Here is a 16144-nt window from a genome sequence, read left to right as displayed (position 1 = left end):
CCGATGCCAGGAAAATCACGTGAAGGGCATAGGAGATGATGTTTCGGATAAGCTGGGCTTATGTCTGATCATCGCGGGGATTTCACCTTGGACGCCACTACGCCTGCCGACCGCCCTGCCCTGGCGCTGGACAGCCTGCGCACCTTCGAGGTGGTGGCGCGCCGCCTGAGCTTTACCGCGGCGGCCAGCGAACTGGGTACCACCCAGCCGGCGATCAGCCAGCAGATCAAGCGACTGGAAGCCCAGTTGCAGGTCCGGCTGTTCGACCGGGTCCATCGTGGCATCCTGCTCACCGAGGCCGGGCGGGTGCTGCAGGAATATGTGGAAGCCGGACTCGCCACCCTGGATGAAGGGGTACGCCTGGTCACCGCCCGGCCCGCCCATGAAGTCCTGCAGGTGGCTACCGACTTCGCCTTCGCCGCCTATTGGCTGTTGCCCCGCCTGCCGCGCTTTCATGCCCGCCACCCGGAGCTGGACGTCAGCCTGGTCACCAGCGATCGAGTCCCCCTGCCCGGCCCCGAGATCGACATCACCCTGGGCTTCGGCGATGGCCGCTTCAAGCATGGCGAGGCCTGGCCGCTGTTTCGCGAGGAAGTCTTTCCGGTGTGCAGTCCGCGGCTGCTCCAGGGGCGGCAGCCACCTCTACCCGCGGCGGAACTGGGGCGCTGGCCGCTGCTGCACCTCAAGGCGGCGCCCAACAGCCGCTGGTACGACTGGAAGACCCTGCTGCCGGCGCTGGAGCTGGCCGCCCTGCCCCCGGCACCCGCCGGCGCGGTGCTGAGCTTCGACAACTACACCCTGGTGATCCAGGCCGCCATCGCCGGCCAGGGCCTGGCGATCGGCTGGCGTCATCTGGTGGACGACTTGCTGCAGCAGGAGTTGCTCTGTCGTCCCTTCAGCGGGATCGCCACGTCGCGCTATGGCTATTACGCCATCCTGCCCGAGCGCAAGCGGCGCCAGCGACTGGTACAGCGCTTTCTGGACTGGCTGCTGGAAGAGCTGGAGGCGCCACGCGAGTCACTGGCCGGTGCGCGGCTGGCGACCTGACCGCAGCACTCAGCGCTCGTAGACTTCCAGCGGCAGATCGTCCGGGTCGGCGAAGAAGGTGAATCTCTTGCCGGTCAGCTCGTCGGTGCGGATCGGCTCGGTGACCACGCCATGGCCCTGCAGGTGGGCGACGGTGGCGTCCAGGTCGGCCACGGCGAAAGCCAGGTGGCGCAGGCCCTGGGCCTCCGGGCGCGAGGGTCGCGGCGGAGCATCGGGAAAGGAAAACAGCTCCAGCTGGGCATGCTCGCCCACCGCCAGATCCAGCTTCCAGGAGCGCCGGGCCTCGCGATAGGTCTCGGCGATCACCGGCAGGCCGAGGATCTCGGTGTAGAAGTGCCGGGAGCGTTCATAGTCGGCGCAGATCAGCGCCACGTGGTGCAGACGGTCGAAAGGGGTCATAAGAAGCTGTTCACGATCTCGCGAGCTAGAGCCAAACAAGGCGAAAATTCCTGAGAAAGCGCAGTTTACGGACGGTAAATGTGCATTGCGACCGGGCTGGCGATCCAGGGCGTTTTTAACGCAGGTTGGCCGACGCGCAGCAGATCGTGAACAGCTTCTCAGGGTACCGCGACGAATTTGAGGTCGGACGGGGCACCGACGTCCAGGCTCTGCAGTTCATCGCCGAGCTTGCCGCTGTCGGGATCGCGGGCGAAGACCTTGAGCTGGTTGGATTTCTGGTTGGCTACCAGCAGGTACCTCCCGGACGGGTCGATGGCGAATTCGCGCGGCGACAGGCCATTGACCGAATGGCGCTCGACAAAGGTCAGGGTGCCGTCGGGATTGACCGCGAACACCGCAAGCTGGTTGTCCGTGCCACGGCTGGCGACGTAGAGGAAGCGTCCGTCGCCGGACAGGTGCAAGGCCCCAGCGTCACGCTCGCCAACGAATTCCTGGGGCGTCAGGCTGTAGCTCTGCAACTGGCGCAGCATGCCGTCCTGGTGAGCGAAGGCCATGACCTGGCCGGCCAACTCCAGGGTCAGATAGGCATAGCGGCCATCGGCGCTGAACACCAGATGGCGTGGGCCGCTGCCTTCCGGTACCGGGACGAACGGTGTCTCGGCGGCCACCAGTGGCCGCTCCGGCTGCTGCGGCAGATAGCGATAGACGAACACCTTGTCGGCGCCCAGATCCGGGGCGAAGACGAAGCGGCCATCCGGGGTAGTCACGGCGGCATGCACATGGCTGGACTGCTGGCGCGGGTGCTGTTCGCTGGGCTGGTGGAATTCGATCTGCGCCACCGGGCTGAGCACGCCACCGTCCTGGATCGGCAGCACCGCCAGGGAGCCTTCCGGCAGGCTGGAGTAGTTGGCCACGAACAGGTACTTGCCATCGTTGCTCAGGCTGGAATGGGTCGGCTCGTCGCCCAGGCTCTTGACCTGGCTGATCTGCTGCAACCGGCCATTGCCCGGCTCGAAACGATAGGAGGTAACCCGGCCGATGGTATCGCCGTTCGAGCCCCGGCCATTCTCGTTGACCGCGAACAGGGTCCGGCCATCACGCGACAGGGTGAGGAAGGATGGATTGGAGGCCTTGACGATGCGCAGCGGGCCGTCGATCTGGCCGTTGCGGCTGTTGAAGCGATAGACATACAGGCCCTGGCTGCTGCCCCCGGTGTAGCTGCCGACCAGCAGATTGAACAGACCAGGTTCGGCGCGCGCAGTAGCGCCATGCCCCACGAGCAGGGCGAACAGAGCCAGCGGCAGCAGACGGGGCAGAGCTCTCATGGGAAATCCTTGGCGAGCGATTGGCGTTGAGACCGATGGAAGGCGGCCCGGTTTCCCTGGCGCTCGAAAGCGAAGGACGGCCGCGCGGCGGCTATTCTACTGAAATCCGGGCTGGCACTGTGCCAGAGGGAGGGCTCCAGATATCGATTGCCGCCGCCCGCGTGACGGCTACAACCGCGGCGGTCAGCCAGAGACGGCGTGCCAGAGCCTCTGGTGGTCGTTGACCGGGCCAGGCCGTCGCATCTCGTCCGCGACGAAAATCTCACCGGCCCGGTGCAGGTCCTAGTCGAGCACGCCCTGCAGGATGGCATAGACGATTCCGCTCCCTACGGCGATCAGCACCATGTCGGTCCCCAGGCGCCGCCATTCGTAACCGGGGTAGTCCGGCAACTGCCGCACGATGCCCGGCGGCAGCGGCCGGCCATAACCGGGAGGCAGTGGTCGGCCACGTTCCAGTCGCAGACCCGGTGGCAACTCACCGCCACGACCGATCTGGCCCCGCAACGCCTGGATGCGCTCGCGTGCCGGTCCCAGGTCGGCGGGTCCGCCCGCCACGGGGCCGGCACCAGGCCGACCGTGCCTGTGCTCTTCAGGTCTCGGTCCCTTGCCGTGGGGACCACCGCGGTCCTGCCACTCGGGTCCGTGCGGACCCTGGCCCTTGGGACCACCAGGCCCCGGATCCAGGGGAGCGGCCAGCGCCAGGTTACCGACCAGACAGAGCGCGGCGGCAGAGAGGAGGGTACGCATGGAGGTCTTCCTCAGGAGTAACGACGGTGGTCAGCTATCCAGTGGACGTTTGAGCGCCAGATGAGACTCTTGGGTCACTCCCAGACTTTCACCCCTGTGGATAAATCGGGGATAAAATCGGTATAACTCAGGAGAAAATACCGAAGACCGGCAGAAGACTAGATAAAAGTTCTTTATTATCAACAAGTTAAAAAGATGATCGACTGGCTATCGAATCCAGTTTTTGTGGATAAAGCTTGAGACCCCCCCTGGACTGCCAACTGTTTTGGTATTGCTCGCAGCCCCGAAGCAGCTCGTTTTACCCAGCTTAAACAAAAAAACCGCGCCTGGTTGATCACCACGCGCGGTTTCCTGGGTAGCGCTTTGCCCTAGTCCGGCTTCTTCAGCTTGGGATTGGGAAAGAACTGCACCGCCTGCACCTTGGGGTCTGGCTTCTTCGGCTTGAGCGCACTGATATTGACCCGCGTCGGCAATTCCTTGGGGACCGAATTGCCACGTTCATCGAGGGTGTCGCTGTAACCGCAGGAGACGCACTCGCGGTGGGGCGTGCTGTCCTGGGTCCACATCTTCAGGGTGTCCTGCGCCTGGCACGCGGGGCACACGGCCCCCGCGATGAACCTCTTGCGGATCGGCTCGCTCACGCCGCCTCCTCGCTCAGCCCGGAATGGCGGAGCAGGGCATCGATGCTGGGCTCGCGACCACGGAAGTCGACGAACAACACCATGGGAGCCTGGGAGCCGCCGCGGGCCAGAATGGCTTCACGGAAGGCCCGGCCGGTCTCCGGGTTGAAGACGCCTTCTTCCTCGAACTTGGCGAAGGCATCGGCGGAGAGCACCTCGGCCCACTTGTAGCTGTAGTAACCCGCCGCATAGCCACCGGCGAAGATGTGGGCGAAGCTGTTGGGGAAGCGGTTGTAGGCCGGCGGACGCACCACGGAGATCTCGTCGCGGATGCCTTCCAGCACCTCACGCACGCTGCGACCGTCGCCATGGCTGGCGTGCAGCTCGAAGTCGAACAGCGAGAACTCCAGCTGGCGCAGCATCATCAGGCCGGACTGGAAGTTCTTCGCCGCCAGCATCTTGTCCAGCAGCTCCTGGGGCAAGGGCTCGCCGGTCTCATAGTGACCGGAGATCAGCGCCAGGCCCTCGGGCTCCCAGCACCAGTTCTCCATGAACTGGCTGGGCAGCTCCACTGCATCCCAGGCCACGCCGTTGATGCCGGAAACGCTGGCATGCTCGACGCGGGTCAACAGGTGGTGCAGGCCATGGCCGAATTCGTGGAAGAGGGTGGTCACCTCGTCATGGGTGAGCAGCGCCGGCTTGCCCGGGCTGGCCGGGGTGAAGTTGCACACCAGGTAGGCCACCGGATCGATCAGGCGGCCCTGGGCATCGCGGCGCTTGTCGCGGGCGCCGTCCATCCAGGCACCGCCGCGCTTGTTGGCACGGGCGTAGAGGTCGAAATAGAAGCGGCCGATGGAGTTGCCGTTCTCCTTGATCTCGAACAGACGCACGTCCGGGTGCCACTTCTCGAAGTCGCGCAACTCGGCGATCTCGATGCCATAGAGCTTCTGCACCGTGGCGAAGAGACCGGAGAGTACCTTGTCCACCGGGAACCAGGCGCGGACCTCTTCCTGGGATAGCGAATAGCGTTGCTGGCGCAGCTTCTCGGCGAAGTAGCCGGTATCCCAGCTCTGCAGATCCTCTACGCCCTGTTCGGCGGCGAAGGCACGCAGTTCTTCCAGATCACGCTGGGCGAAGGGCTTGGAGCGCACGGCGAGGTCGCGCAGGAAACCCAGCACCTGATCGCTGCTTTCGGCCATCTTGGTGGCCAGCGACAGCTCGGCGTAGTTGGCATAGCCCAGCAGGCGCGCCAGTTCCTGGCGCAGGTCCAGCAGTTCCTCCATCACCGGGCCGTTGTCGAACTGGCCGGCATTGGGGCCCTGTTCGGAGGCGCGGGTGGCATAGGCGGCATAGACTTCCTCGCGCAGGGCACGGTCGTCGGCGTAGGTCATTACCGCGTAGTAGCTGGGGAATTCCAGGGTCACCAGCCAGCCGTCCAGCTCCTTGGCCTGGGCAGCAGCCTGCAGCTGCGCCTTGGCCGACTCGGGCAGGCCCGCCAGGGTCGCTTCGTCGGTGACGTGCTTGGTCCAGGCCTGGGTGGCATCGAGCAGCTGGTTGGAGAACTTGCTGCCCAGCTCGGACTTGCGTGCCTGGATGGCGGCATAGCGCTGCTGCTCGGCCGGCGGCAGGTCGATGCCGGACAGGCGGAAGTCGCGCAGGGCGTGCTCCAGGGTGGTCTTCTGGCCGGCATCGAAGCCCTTGGCTTCTTCGCTCTCGGCGAGGCGGCTGTAGGCCTGGAAGAGGTCCTTGTTCTGGCCGATCTCGGTGGAATAGGCCGACAGCTTGGGCAGGCAGGCCTCGTAGGCGGCGCGCAGTTCGGCGCTGTTGCACACGGCGTTGAGGTGGCCGATGGGGCTCCAGGCCTGGCCCAGACGATCGTTCAGCTCGTCCATTGCCAGCACCAGGCCGGACCAGGTGGGCTGCTCCTTCTGGGTCTCCAGCAGCTTGACCAGGGCGGCGCGATTCTCGGCCAGGATGGTGTCGATGGCCGGCTCGACATGCTCGGGCTTGATGGCGGAAAAGGGCGGCAGGTCGTAGGACTGAAGCAGCGGATTGCTGGCGCTCACGGCGTTCCCCTCGGGGCGATGACTTTGACAGTTATATATGGAGCCCATCCTAATAGGTCTCAAGACCCTTCCGACGAGAAAAGGTATCTATCGTGACCATAAGGACCTTCCAGGGTAAGACTCCGCAACTGGACGAAAGCGCCTTCGTCGATGCCACCGCGGTGGTGATCGGCGACGTGACCCTTGGTGCAGACAGCTCGGTGTGGCCGCTGACGGTGATTCGCGGCGACATGCACCGCATTCGGATCGGCGCTCGCACCAGCATCCAGGATGGCAGCGTCCTGCACATCACCCACGCCGGCCCCTTCAATCCGGACGGCTATCCCTTGCTGATCGGCACCGACGTCACCGTCGGCCACCAGGTGACCCTGCACGGCTGCACGATTGGCGACCGGGTACTGGTGGGCATGGGCAGTATCATCATGGACGGCGCGGTGGTGGAGGACGAGGTGGTGATCGGTGCCGGCAGCCTGGTCCCGCCGGGCAAGCGCCTGGAGGGTGGCCATCTTTACGTCGGCCGCCCGGTCAAGCAGATCCGCCCGCTGGAAGAGAAGGAACGCGCCTTCTTCACCTACAGCGCCGGCAACTACGTGAAGCTCAAGGACAAGCATCTGGCCGAGGGGTATGCGGAGGAGGGGGCCTAGCAGGCCCGGTACTGTTGGGCTTCGGCGATGGAGCCGCCTCAACCCAACCTACAACTGATCGCGGCCATGGCGGTCCGTCGATGCGGCCGCTCCTACAGGCTCCAACGCAATTGTAGGAGCGGCCCATGGCCGCGATCGCCGCTCACGGCCGTAGGTTGGGTCGAGCGCAGCGAAGCCCAACGCTCAGCTACGTTCGCAGCGGACAGGCTTCACCCAAGCGCGAATACAGCACCCCACGCAACGCCTGCAATTCATCGATGCGCGCCTCGATGACCCTGAGCTTGTCGCGCAGCAGGTCTTGCAGAAAGGCGTCGGGATCGGCGGCGCGCTCGACGTCTTCCAGATTCGCGGCGATCTCCTGCAGGCTGAAGCCCAACCGCTGGGCGGTGCGGATATAGCCCAGCCATTCCACGGCTTCGGGCGGATAGTCGCGGTAGCCATTGGCCCGGCGCCTGGCCTTGAGCAGTCCCTGGCGCTCGTAGAATCTCAGGGTATCGCGGGTCAGGCCGGTCGCCTGGGCGAGGGTGCCGATACGCATCCGTTCTCCTTGACCCTGGACCTAGCTCCAGGGTCGACACTGGATTTCCTCTCGTTCAAGGAAGTCCGTCCATGTGGAAGCTTGCGCCCTATCTGCGGCTGGTCCGTGCCAGCGCCCTCTATGATCTGCTGGTCACCGCGCCTTTTGCCACCCCCTGGAGTCTCGCCTGGCTGCTGCGGCAGCTCGACGCCCTGGGGCAGTGGCTGGGATTCGCCCCCCTGGCGACCTTCAGCCCGGAAGCCCTGCTGCTGGGCAACCTGCTCGGCTCCGTGGTATGCGTCTGGGCGGCGCTGCGGCTGGCCAGCCCCTCGGTGACGCTGGGGCGCTACGACGCCGTGGCCAGGGGCCTGTTCGCCCTCTGGCAGGCCTGGGCCCTGTACCAGGGTGCCAGTCCCCTGTTGGCAATGTTCCTGGTGATCGAAATCGGCTTCGGCATCGCCCAGGCGTGGCCGGTGTCTCTGGCCTCGCGCAGGCGCCAGCCCCAGCTGGCGGGCTGACTGCGGCCCGTTGGGCTTCGGCGATGTAGCCGCCTCAACCCAACCTACAATGGAGTTCCCGTAGGTTGGCGCTGAGCGCAGCGAAGCCCAACAGCATCCCGAACTAACCCAGTTGTCGCCTCAGCTCCGCCAGTACCGGCGCACCGTCGGGGCGCACGCCGCGCCAGAGTTCGAAGGCCTCGGCGGCCTGTTCCACCAGCATGCCCAGGCCATCCAGGGTGTGGAAGGCGCCTTCATCCTGCGCCCAGCGATTGAAGGCGGTCAGGTCTTTGCCGTACATCATGTCGTAGGTCACCGTCTGGGGGCCGATCACCGCTTCCGAGAGCGGTGGGCGACCGCCACCGAGGCTAGCGGAGGTGCCGTTGATGATGACGTCGAAGGGCTCGCGCAGGGTGGAGAAGGCGGCCACCTCGATGGCCCCCAGCTCGGCGAATTCCCGCGCCAGCTGCACCGCCTTGAGCTCGGTGCGATTGGCCAGCACCAGTTGCCCGGGGTTGCAGGCCAGCAGCGGCTCCAGCACGCCGCGTACCGCGCCTCCGGCACCCAGCACCAGGATGCGCTGCCCAGCCAGCTGCAGACCGGCGTTGACCGTGAGGTCCCGCACCAGGCCAGCGCCATCGGTGTTGTCGCCCAGCAGGCGACCGTCAGGCTGGCGCTTGAGGGTGTTGACCGCCCCGGCGCGCCGGGCGCGCGGGGTGAGGTCGTCGCACAGCTGGTAGGCCTCTTCCTTGAAGGGCACCGTGACATTGGCGCCCAGGCCACTCTGGAAGAAGCTGCGTGCGCTTTCGGCGAAGCCGTCCAGCGGCGCCAGCAGCGTGCCGTAGTGCAGGCGCTCGCCGGTCTGGTCGGCGAACAGGCTGTGGATCAGCGGCGACTTGCTGTGGGCGATGGGGTTGCCGAAGACGGCGTAGCGATCCATGGGTCTATCCTGCAGGCGTCGGGGCGAGCGCGAGCCAGTCGCGGTCGGTGAGAAAGAAGTCGGTCAGGCGCGCCTCGGGCGAGCCGGGCACGGGTTTCCAGTCATAGCCCCAGCGCACCTCGGGCGGCAGTGACATGAGGATGGACTCGGTACGGCCGCCAGACTGCAGGCCGAACAGGGTGCCGCGGTCGTAGACCAGGTTGAATTCCACGTAGCGCCCACGGCGATAGGCCTGGAATTCACGCTCGGCCTCGCGGTACGGCTGGTCACGGCGGCGCTGGACGATGGGCAGGTAGGCGTCGACGAAGGCATCGCCGATGGCGCGCTGGAAGGCGAAGCAGGTCTCGAAGTCCCAGTCGTTCAGGTCATCGAAGAACAGGCCGCCGATGCCGCGTGGTTCGCCGCGGTGCTTGAGGTGGAAATAGCGGTCGCACCAGGCCTTGTAGCGCGGATAGACGTCGGCGCCAAAGGGCGCGCAGGCATCAAAGCAGACCTGGTGCCAATGCACGCAATCGGCCTCGTTGCCGTAGTAGGGGGTGAGGTCGAGACCGCCACCGAACCACCAGACCGGCGCCTCGCCGGGCTTTTCCGCCAGAAAGAAGCGCACATTGGCATGGGCGGTGGGGATATGCGGATTGCGCGGGTGCATGACCAGGGACACGCCCATGGCCTCGAAGCTGCGTCCGGCCAGTTCCGGCCGATGGGCGCTGGCGGAGGGCGGCAGGCTGTCGCCGTGCACGTGGGAGAAGTTCACGCCGCCCTTTTCCAGCAGGGCGCCCTCGGCGATCACCCGGGTGCGGCCACCGCCACCGGTCGGCCGGGTCCAGGCGTCTTCGGCAAACCGGGCGGTACCGTCCTCGGCTTCCAGTGCGGCGCAGATACGCTCCTGCAGATCGAGCAGATAGGCCTTGACGGCCTCCAGGGAGGGATTCATCGCAAGGATTTCCACAACAGGCGGGGAGGGCAGAGCATAACACCCGTATCCGACCGGTTGACGTGGCCCGCGGTTGCGGCTTGGATGAAGGCTCACGTCCATAAGGAACCGACAGCATGGTCCAGCGCATCCAGTTCAGCCGCACCGGTGGTCCCGAAGTACTCGAACTCGTGGATTTCGAACCCGCCGCTCCCGGCCCCGACGAGGTACGGGTGCGTAACCACGCCATCGGCCTCAACTTCATCGAGACCTACTACCGTAGCGGTCTCTATCCGCCGCCATCGCTGCCCTCGGGCCTGGGCACCGAGGGTGCTGGGGTGGTGGAGGCGGTGGGCAGCGCGGTCACCCGCTTCAAGGCCGGCGACCGCGTCGCCTACGCCACCGGTCCGCTGGGCGCCTATGCCGAAGTCCATGTGCTGCCCGAGCGGCACCTGGTGCACCTGCCGGAAGCGGTGTCCTTCGAGCAGGGCGCCGCGGTGATGCTCAAGGGGCTGACCGTGCAGTACCTCCTGCGCCAGACCTATCCGCTGCAGGCCGGTGACACCGTGCTGTTCCATGCCGCGGCGGGTGGTGTCGGCTCCCTGGCCTGTCAATGGGCCAAGGCCCTGGGCGTGCGGCTGATCGGCACCGCCGGTTCGCCGGAAAAGCTGGAGAAGGCCAAGGCCCTGGGGGCCTGGGCGGTGATCGACTATCGCCAGGAAGACGTCCCGGCGCGGGTCCGTGAATTGACCGACGGGGCCAAGGTGCCGGTGGTCTACGATGGCGTCGGCAAGGACACCTGGGAGATGTCGCTGGACTGCCTGGCGCCGCGCGGCCTGATGGTCAGCTTCGGCAATGCCTCCGGTGCGGTCACCGGGGTCAACCTGGGGATCCTCTCGCAGAAGGGTTCGCTCTATGTGACCCGTCCGACCCTCGCCACCTACGCCGCCTCGCCCGAGACCTTGCAGGACATGGCCGACCAGCTGTTCGAGCTGATCACCGACGGCCGCATCCAGGTGGACATCGGCCGGCGCTATCCACTGGCCGAGGTACAGGAGGCGCACCGCGCCCTGTCGGGCCGGGAGACCAGCGGCTCGACCATCCTGTTGCCCTGAGACGAGACGCCCACGCGCCTGGCTGGGTAAATCGTGACGGCCATTAAGTTTCCCGCAGCCGGCCGGCACGACAGGGGTAAACGCCGGTCTATCTCGGACAGTCGAGCCAGTACGGACTCGGCGTCCTTTTCAGAATCGGCCGGATCGCTGCCCCTGTCATGCCTATCTCCAGCCCACTCGCCAGCCTGCTCGACACCGCCACGGACACGGCCCTGATCACCCTGACCGCCGAAGGGCGGATCGGGCAGTGGTGCCCGGTCGTCGCCCGGCTGCTGGGCTGGAGCGCGCAGGACAAGGTCGGCGAGTCCATCGTCGGCCTGCTGCTGCCGGAGCCGCCCGCCGATCAGTGGCTGGACGCGCTCGAACGCTGCCAGACCCAGGGTCTGCGCCACCGCGACGGTCACCTGGTGCGACTTGACCTGCACCTGATGCCCCTGCGCCGGGCGGATGTCGCGGTAGGCTGGCTGCTGCACGTCTGGCAGGCGCCGGCGACGCGTACCCGCTTCGCCGCCCGACGCAGCGCCGAGCGGGATCTAGCGCAGCGCCTGCAGGCGCTTGGCGAATGGTCGCGAAGACTCAGCGGCACGACGGATCTCGCCGCCTTGCGGCTGTGCGCCACCCAGGCCCTGCGTGACCTCGCCAATGATCCCCAGGCGCGGATGCTGTCCGTGGCCGAGGCGGGCAGTCAGCTACCGGGGCAGCTGCTCGTTCCCTTCGGTCCTGCCACCCAGCCCTTGGGCTACCTGCAGCTGGGCAATACCGTCGATGCGGACACGCGCCTGTTGCTGGACCAGCTGGCCCTGCTGCTCGGCGCCCTGCTGGCGCGCCAGCAGATCCAGGATCAGGCCCGGCACCTGGAACGGCGGCTATCGCTGGAACAGGGGTTGCTGGCCAGCGTGCTGCAACAGGCGCCCCTGGGCATCTCCATCACCGAAGCCGGCAGCGAAGAAGCGGTGATGCTCAATGATCGCGTCGATACCCTCCTGGGCAAACGCCCGGCCGGGGAGACGCTGGACGAACGCTATGGCGCCATCGGTGCCCTGCATGCCAATGGCCAACCCTACGCAGTGGACGACTATCCCACCGTGCGGGTCTTGCGCAGCGGCCAGGCGGTGGCGCCCGAATTGATGCGCTATCGCCGGCCCGACGGCAGCATCCGGCTGCTGGAGGTATCCAGTGCGCCGGTTCGCTCGGCCACGGGCGAGGTGATCGCCTCGGTCACCCTGTTCGACGACGTCCAGCAGCGGGTCGACGCCGAGAACGCCCTGCGCGAGCACAGCGCACGCCTGGCCAGCCTGATCAACCAGGCGGCGGTCGGCATCTGCCAGACCGACGCCCGCGGCCGTATCCTGCTCGCCAATCGCCGCTATTGCGAGCTGCTCGATCGCAACGAGGTCGGGGTGCTGGAACAGACCCTGCAGGCCCAGACCCACCCCGAGGACCGGGCGCTCTTGGAGCGCAGTCTCGAAACGCTGCGTGAACGCGGCGACAGCTTCAAGCTGGATCAGCGCTTCCTGCGCCCGGACGGTTCGGTGGTCTGGGTCAGCCTGCATGGCTCGCCGCTGCAGTCGGAAGTGGGCCAGGAACTCTCGGTGAGCCTGGTGGTGGTGGACCTGACCCAGCGCAAGCAGGCCGAAGCCGCGCTGCACCTGTCCAACCAGCGCTTTCGCAACGCTGTCGAGGCGGTACAAGGGGTGGTCTGGACCAGCAACGCCCAGGGTCATCTGCTTGGCGAACAGCTCGCCTGGAGCACCCTGACCGGACAGAGTTATGCCCAGTATCAGCAGGAAGGCTGGGCCGATGCCTTGCATCCCGAGGATGCCCCGCGCACCCTGCGCCGCTGGCGCCTGGCCGTGCAGCAGCAGGTGGACTTCCATGACGAACACCGGTTGCGCTGCCGCGACGGCCAGTGGCGCACCTTCAGCGTGCGCGCCCTGCCGGTGCGAGAGAACGGTGTGGTCTGCGAATGGGTCGGCGTCCATACCGACGTCAGCGAGATCCGCATGGCCGAACATCGGCTGCGGCGGCTGGCCGAACTGCTCGAACAGCGCGTCCACGAACGCACCGTCGAACGCGACCGCATGTGGCGGGTGGCCGACGACCTGCTCGGAGTGATCCAGGGTCAGCGTTGGCTGAGTCGCAATCCGGCCTGGAGCCGCACCCTCGGCTGGGACGACGAGGAACTGCGCCATCAGCCGCCCACGTCTCTGGAGCATCCCGACGATCCACCGGTATTCCCGCGCCTGGCCGCCCTGCGCCAGGGCGAGGTGCTGAGCGACCTGCCTGGACGGCTGCGCACCCGCGAGGGCAACTGGCGCTACATGATGTGGAAGGCCACCGCTGATCATGATGGACGCATCTATGTCTTCGGCCGCGACATCACCGTCGAGCACGACGCCGCCCTGGCGCTGCAGAACGCCGAAGCGGCGCTGCGCCAGGCGCAGAAGATGGAGGCCATCGGTCATCTCACCGGCGGCATCGCCCATGATTTCAACAATCTGCTCACCGGCATCAGCGGCTCGCTGGAATTGCTGCGCCGCCGCCTGGACCAGGGCCGCCACGACAATCTGCAGCGCTACCTGGATACCGCCGAGCAGTCCGCTACCCGCGCCGCGGCCCTGACCCATCGACTGCTGGCCTTCGCCCGCCGGCAGACCCTGGACCCGCGACCGGTGGCGGTGAACGACCTGATCCTGTCCCTGGAAGAACTCTTCCAGCGCACCCTGGGCGAGCGCATCACCCTGCGCACCAGTCTCGCGCCGCAGCTGCCGTCGGCCCGCACCGACACCAACCAGCTGGAAAACGCCCTGCTGAACCTGGTGATCAACGCCCGCGATGCCATGCCCGAGGGGGGTCGCCTGACCCTGGAAACCGCCCTCGATCACCTCACCGACCTCGCCGCCGAGCATGACCTGCCGCCAGGCGACTACGTGCGCCTGACCATCGCCGACACCGGCAGCGGCATGCCCGCCGAGGTGGTGGATCGCGCCTTCGACCCCTTTTTCACCACCAAGCCCATCGGCCAGGGCACCGGTCTGGGCCTGTCGATGCTCTATGGTTTCATCAAGCAGTCGGGCGGCCATGTCACCCTGGACAGTGCGCCCGGCAACGGTACCCGCGTCAGCCTCTGGCTGCCCTGCGCCTCTTCCGAGACCCAGGCGCAGCATCAGGTGCCCCAGGCGGCTGTCGCCCAGAGCCGCGGTGAACGTCTGCTGCTGGTGGAAGACGATGTCTCGGTGCGGCTGCTGTTGCGCGAGATGCTCACCGAACTGGGCTATCGCGTGCGTACCGCGGCCAGCGCCTCGGCGGCGCTCACCCTGGTGGACGGCGACCTGCCCTGCGACCTGCTGATCACCGATCTCGGCCTGCCGGATCTCGATGGCGCCGACCTGGCAGAGCGCCTGCGCGAACGCTGGCCGGGATTGCCGGTGCTGTTCGTCAGCGGCCACGCCGAGCGCTCGACGCCGAATGGCGAGCCGTCGTTGGCCAAGCCGTTCCAGATCGAAGCCCTGGCCCGGCAGCTGCGCCAGTTGCTGGACTGACGTTCAGCTGTGCGAAAGGTGCCTGCGCGAGGTCGGTGACGGTGCGTACGGAACCTAGGGCCGAAAGACCTTGCCGTTGACCAGATCGCGAATCACGCTGGGATTCTTGCGCCCACCCAGCTCGCCCATGAGGATGCCATCCAGCATGCCGGGAAAGTACTGCTGAACCCTCAGCCGCGAGCGCGCCGCCGGGCGTCCTGCGGGGTTGGCCGAGGTGGAGATCAGCGGACCGGTGAGGGCGCAGAGTTCGCCCACCAGCGGATGTTCGGAGACCCGCAGCGCCACGGTGGCGTGGGCACCGGTCACCCAGCCGGGCAGGCGGTTGTGGTGAGGTACCAGCCAGGTGTTGGGCCCTGGCCAGGTACTGGCCAGCTTGGCCAGGGACTCTTCCGGCAGGTCGTGGAGCAGGAAGTCGAACTGGCGGATGGTGTCGGCGACCAGGATCAGGCCCTTTTCCAGGGGACGCCGCTTGAGCATCAGCAGGCGATAGACCGCGGCCTGGTCCCAGGGATCGCAGCCCAGGCCCCAGACGGCCTCGGTGGGATAGGCCAGCACGCCCCCCTCGCGCACGATTCGCGCCGCCTGCCGTACTCGCCAGCTGTTGTGCATCGCCTTGCCTCCGCCAAATCCCTGAAGTCTACCCGAGCGCGGCGCCGATGCCAGTCATCCGGCTCTAGCCGAGGCGACTCCAGCTGCCCTGTTGTGCGGCCACCCGGCCTTCCAGCTCCAGGTCGGTCAGGCGCACCAGCACCTCCGGCAGCGACTGCCCACTGAGGCGCGCCAGTTCCTCGCTGTTGAGCGGTCCTGCTGCCAGATGCCGCAACAGCGGGTCGTCCTCGACCACCACGGCTGCGGCCATTGGTGCCAGGCGACGCCAGCCCTGCAGGGCTTCGAGGATGTGCTCCACACTTTCCACCAGTTGCGCGCCCTCGCGGATCAGCTGATGGCAGCCTCGGGCGCCCGGATGGTGGATGGAGCCGGGCAGGGCGAAGACCTCGCGACCTTGCTCGGCGGCCAGCCGGGCGGTGATCAGGGAGCCACTGGACGGACTGGCTTCCACCACCAGGGTGCCCAGGCTCAGGCCGCTGATGATCCTGTTGCGCCGGGGGAAGTTAGCCGCCTGGGGGGTGCAGTCCAGCGGCAACTCGGAGACCAGCGCGCCCCCTTCCGCCAGCAGGCGCTGGGCCAGACCCAGGTGCCGCCGAGGATAGAGCTGCAGCAGACCGGTACCTAGCACCGCAACCGTGGCACCACCGCCATCCAGGGCCCCCTGGTGCGCGGCGCCATCGATACCCAGGGCCAGGCCACTGGTGATGCAGAATCCGGCCGTGGCCAGGCTCTGGGCGAAGCGCCGGGCGTTGTCCAGGCCCTGGGCACTGGCCTGGCGGCTGCCGACCAGGGCCAGTTGCGGCTGCTCGAGCAACTCGACGCGACCTTCGACGAACAGCAGCGGCGGTGGATCGGCGATCTCGGCGAGCAGCGCCGGATAGCGGTCGTCGCCCAGGCAGAGCAGATGGCGATCGGGCCCGTCCAGCCAGGCCAGGGCTCGGGCGACCCGCTCACGGGTCGCGGCGCTGCGGCGGGCCTCCGCGGCCACCGCCGGCAGGCGCAGGGCGCGCCAGGCCGACGCGGGCGCGCTAAGGGCGGCGGCGGCGCTGCCGAAGGCATCCAGCAGCAGCCGCTGGCGCACGGCACCGAGTTCCGGCAGGGCATGCAGGCGGAGCCGAGCGTCCTGCTCGGCGGGGGAGAGGGTGGCCATGGAAGTCTTCCTT

Annotated in this window: 15 protein-coding genes; 5 read left to right on the top strand and 10 right to left on the bottom strand. The window is 67.1% G+C overall.

Translation table 11 applies throughout. The features are described from left to right. The first annotated feature begins 60 nt into the window (after positions 1–60). Entirely contained in the window at positions 61–1047 is a 987-nt protein-coding gene (locus tag APT59_RS00290) for a choline sulfate utilization transcriptional regulator (protein ID WP_059313028.1), read from the top strand. 9 nt (positions 1048–1056) lie between these two features. On the opposite strand, the gene APT59_RS00285 is transcribed toward APT59_RS00290, so the two are convergent. From APT59_RS00285 to prlC, 5 genes are all read right to left on the bottom strand, one after another. Further along, complete coding sequence (locus APT59_RS00285; protein WP_059313027.1) at positions 1057–1446, bottom strand: VOC family protein; 390 nt, start codon at positions 1444–1446, stop codon at positions 1057–1059. A 158-nt stretch (positions 1447–1604) separates the two neighbouring features. After that, positions 1605–2771, bottom strand: a complete 1167-nt coding sequence (locus APT59_RS00280) for a lactonase family protein (RefSeq protein WP_059313026.1) — start codon at positions 2769–2771, stop codon at positions 1605–1607. Between the two features lie 282 nt (positions 2772–3053). After that, a complete protein-coding gene (locus tag APT59_RS00275; protein ID WP_059313025.1) occupies positions 3054–3518 on the bottom strand; it encodes an anti-virulence regulator CigR family protein in 465 nt (154 codons plus the stop codon). A 368-nt stretch (positions 3519–3886) separates the two neighbouring features. Then, positions 3887–4159, bottom strand: a complete 273-nt coding sequence (locus tag APT59_RS00270; RefSeq protein ID WP_059313024.1) for a YheV family putative zinc ribbon protein — start codon at positions 4157–4159, stop codon at positions 3887–3889. Then, positions 4156–6252, bottom strand: coding sequence for an oligopeptidase A (prlC, locus tag APT59_RS00265; RefSeq protein ID WP_174523118.1), 2097 nt, complete (start codon positions 6250–6252; stop codon positions 4156–4158). The genes APT59_RS00270 and prlC overlap by 4 nt, the downstream gene beginning before the upstream one ends. 44 nt (positions 6253–6296) lie before the next feature. Here prlC and APT59_RS00260 point away from each other — a divergent pair, with 44 nt between their 5' ends. Beyond that, positions 6297–6848, top strand: a complete 552-nt coding sequence (locus APT59_RS00260) for a gamma carbonic anhydrase family protein (protein WP_059313022.1) — start codon at positions 6297–6299, stop codon at positions 6846–6848. Positions 6849–7035: 187 nt separating this feature from the next. Here the strand turns inward: APT59_RS00260 and APT59_RS00255 are convergent, their stop codons facing one another. After that, on the bottom strand, positions 7036–7386 hold the full coding sequence (locus APT59_RS00255; protein ID WP_059313021.1) for a MerR family transcriptional regulator: 351 nt from the start codon (positions 7384–7386) through the stop codon (positions 7036–7038). Positions 7387–7457: 71 nt separating this feature from the next. Here APT59_RS00255 and APT59_RS00250 point away from each other — a divergent pair, with 71 nt between their 5' ends. Further along, positions 7458–7883 carry a hypothetical protein gene (locus APT59_RS00250; protein ID WP_059313020.1) on the top strand — a complete coding sequence of 142 codons (426 nt, stop codon included), beginning with the start codon at positions 7458–7460 and terminating at the stop codon, positions 7881–7883. A 103-nt stretch (positions 7884–7986) separates the two neighbouring features. Here the strand turns inward: APT59_RS00250 and aroE are convergent, their stop codons facing one another. Beyond that, the gene (gene aroE / locus APT59_RS00245) at positions 7987–8802 is read right to left on the bottom strand and encodes a shikimate dehydrogenase (RefSeq protein WP_059313019.1); all 816 of its coding nucleotides are present in this window, start codon (positions 8800–8802) and stop codon (positions 7987–7989) included. Positions 8803–8806: 4 nt separating this feature from the next. Next, complete coding sequence (gene hemF, locus APT59_RS00240) at positions 8807–9736, bottom strand: oxygen-dependent coproporphyrinogen oxidase (protein WP_059313018.1); 930 nt, start codon at positions 9734–9736, stop codon at positions 8807–8809. A 116-nt stretch (positions 9737–9852) separates the two neighbouring features. On the opposite strand from hemF, the gene APT59_RS00235 reads away from it, so the two are divergent. Together APT59_RS00235 and APT59_RS00230 are read left to right on the top strand one after the other, a co-directional pair. Continuing rightward, a complete protein-coding gene (locus tag APT59_RS00235; protein WP_059313017.1) occupies positions 9853–10830 on the top strand; it encodes an NADPH:quinone reductase in 978 nt (325 codons plus the stop codon). 158 nt (positions 10831–10988) lie between these two features. After that, the gene (locus APT59_RS00230; RefSeq protein ID WP_059313016.1) at positions 10989–14372 is read left to right on the top strand and encodes a PAS domain S-box protein; all 3384 of its coding nucleotides are present in this window, start codon (positions 10989–10991) and stop codon (positions 14370–14372) included. 54 nt (positions 14373–14426) lie between these two features. Here APT59_RS00230 and APT59_RS00225 read toward each other — a convergent pair whose 3' ends face one another. Together APT59_RS00225 and dprA are read right to left on the bottom strand one after the other, a co-directional pair. Beyond that, complete coding sequence (locus tag APT59_RS00225; protein ID WP_059313015.1) at positions 14427–14981, bottom strand: L-threonylcarbamoyladenylate synthase; 555 nt, start codon at positions 14979–14981, stop codon at positions 14427–14429. 64 nt (positions 14982–15045) lie between these two features. Continuing rightward, positions 15046–16131, bottom strand: a complete 1086-nt coding sequence (gene dprA, locus APT59_RS00220; RefSeq protein ID WP_059313014.1) for a DNA-processing protein DprA — start codon at positions 16129–16131, stop codon at positions 15046–15048. Positions 16132–16144 lie beyond the last annotated feature (13 nt).

The organism is Pseudomonas oryzihabitans (genome assembly GCF_001518815.1).
Classification (GTDB): Bacteria; Pseudomonadota; Gammaproteobacteria; order Pseudomonadales; family Pseudomonadaceae; genus Chryseomonas; species Chryseomonas oryzihabitans_E.
The sequence above is the reverse complement of the archived record's forward strand: the minus strand, read 5'-3'. Positions and strand labels throughout refer to the sequence as shown.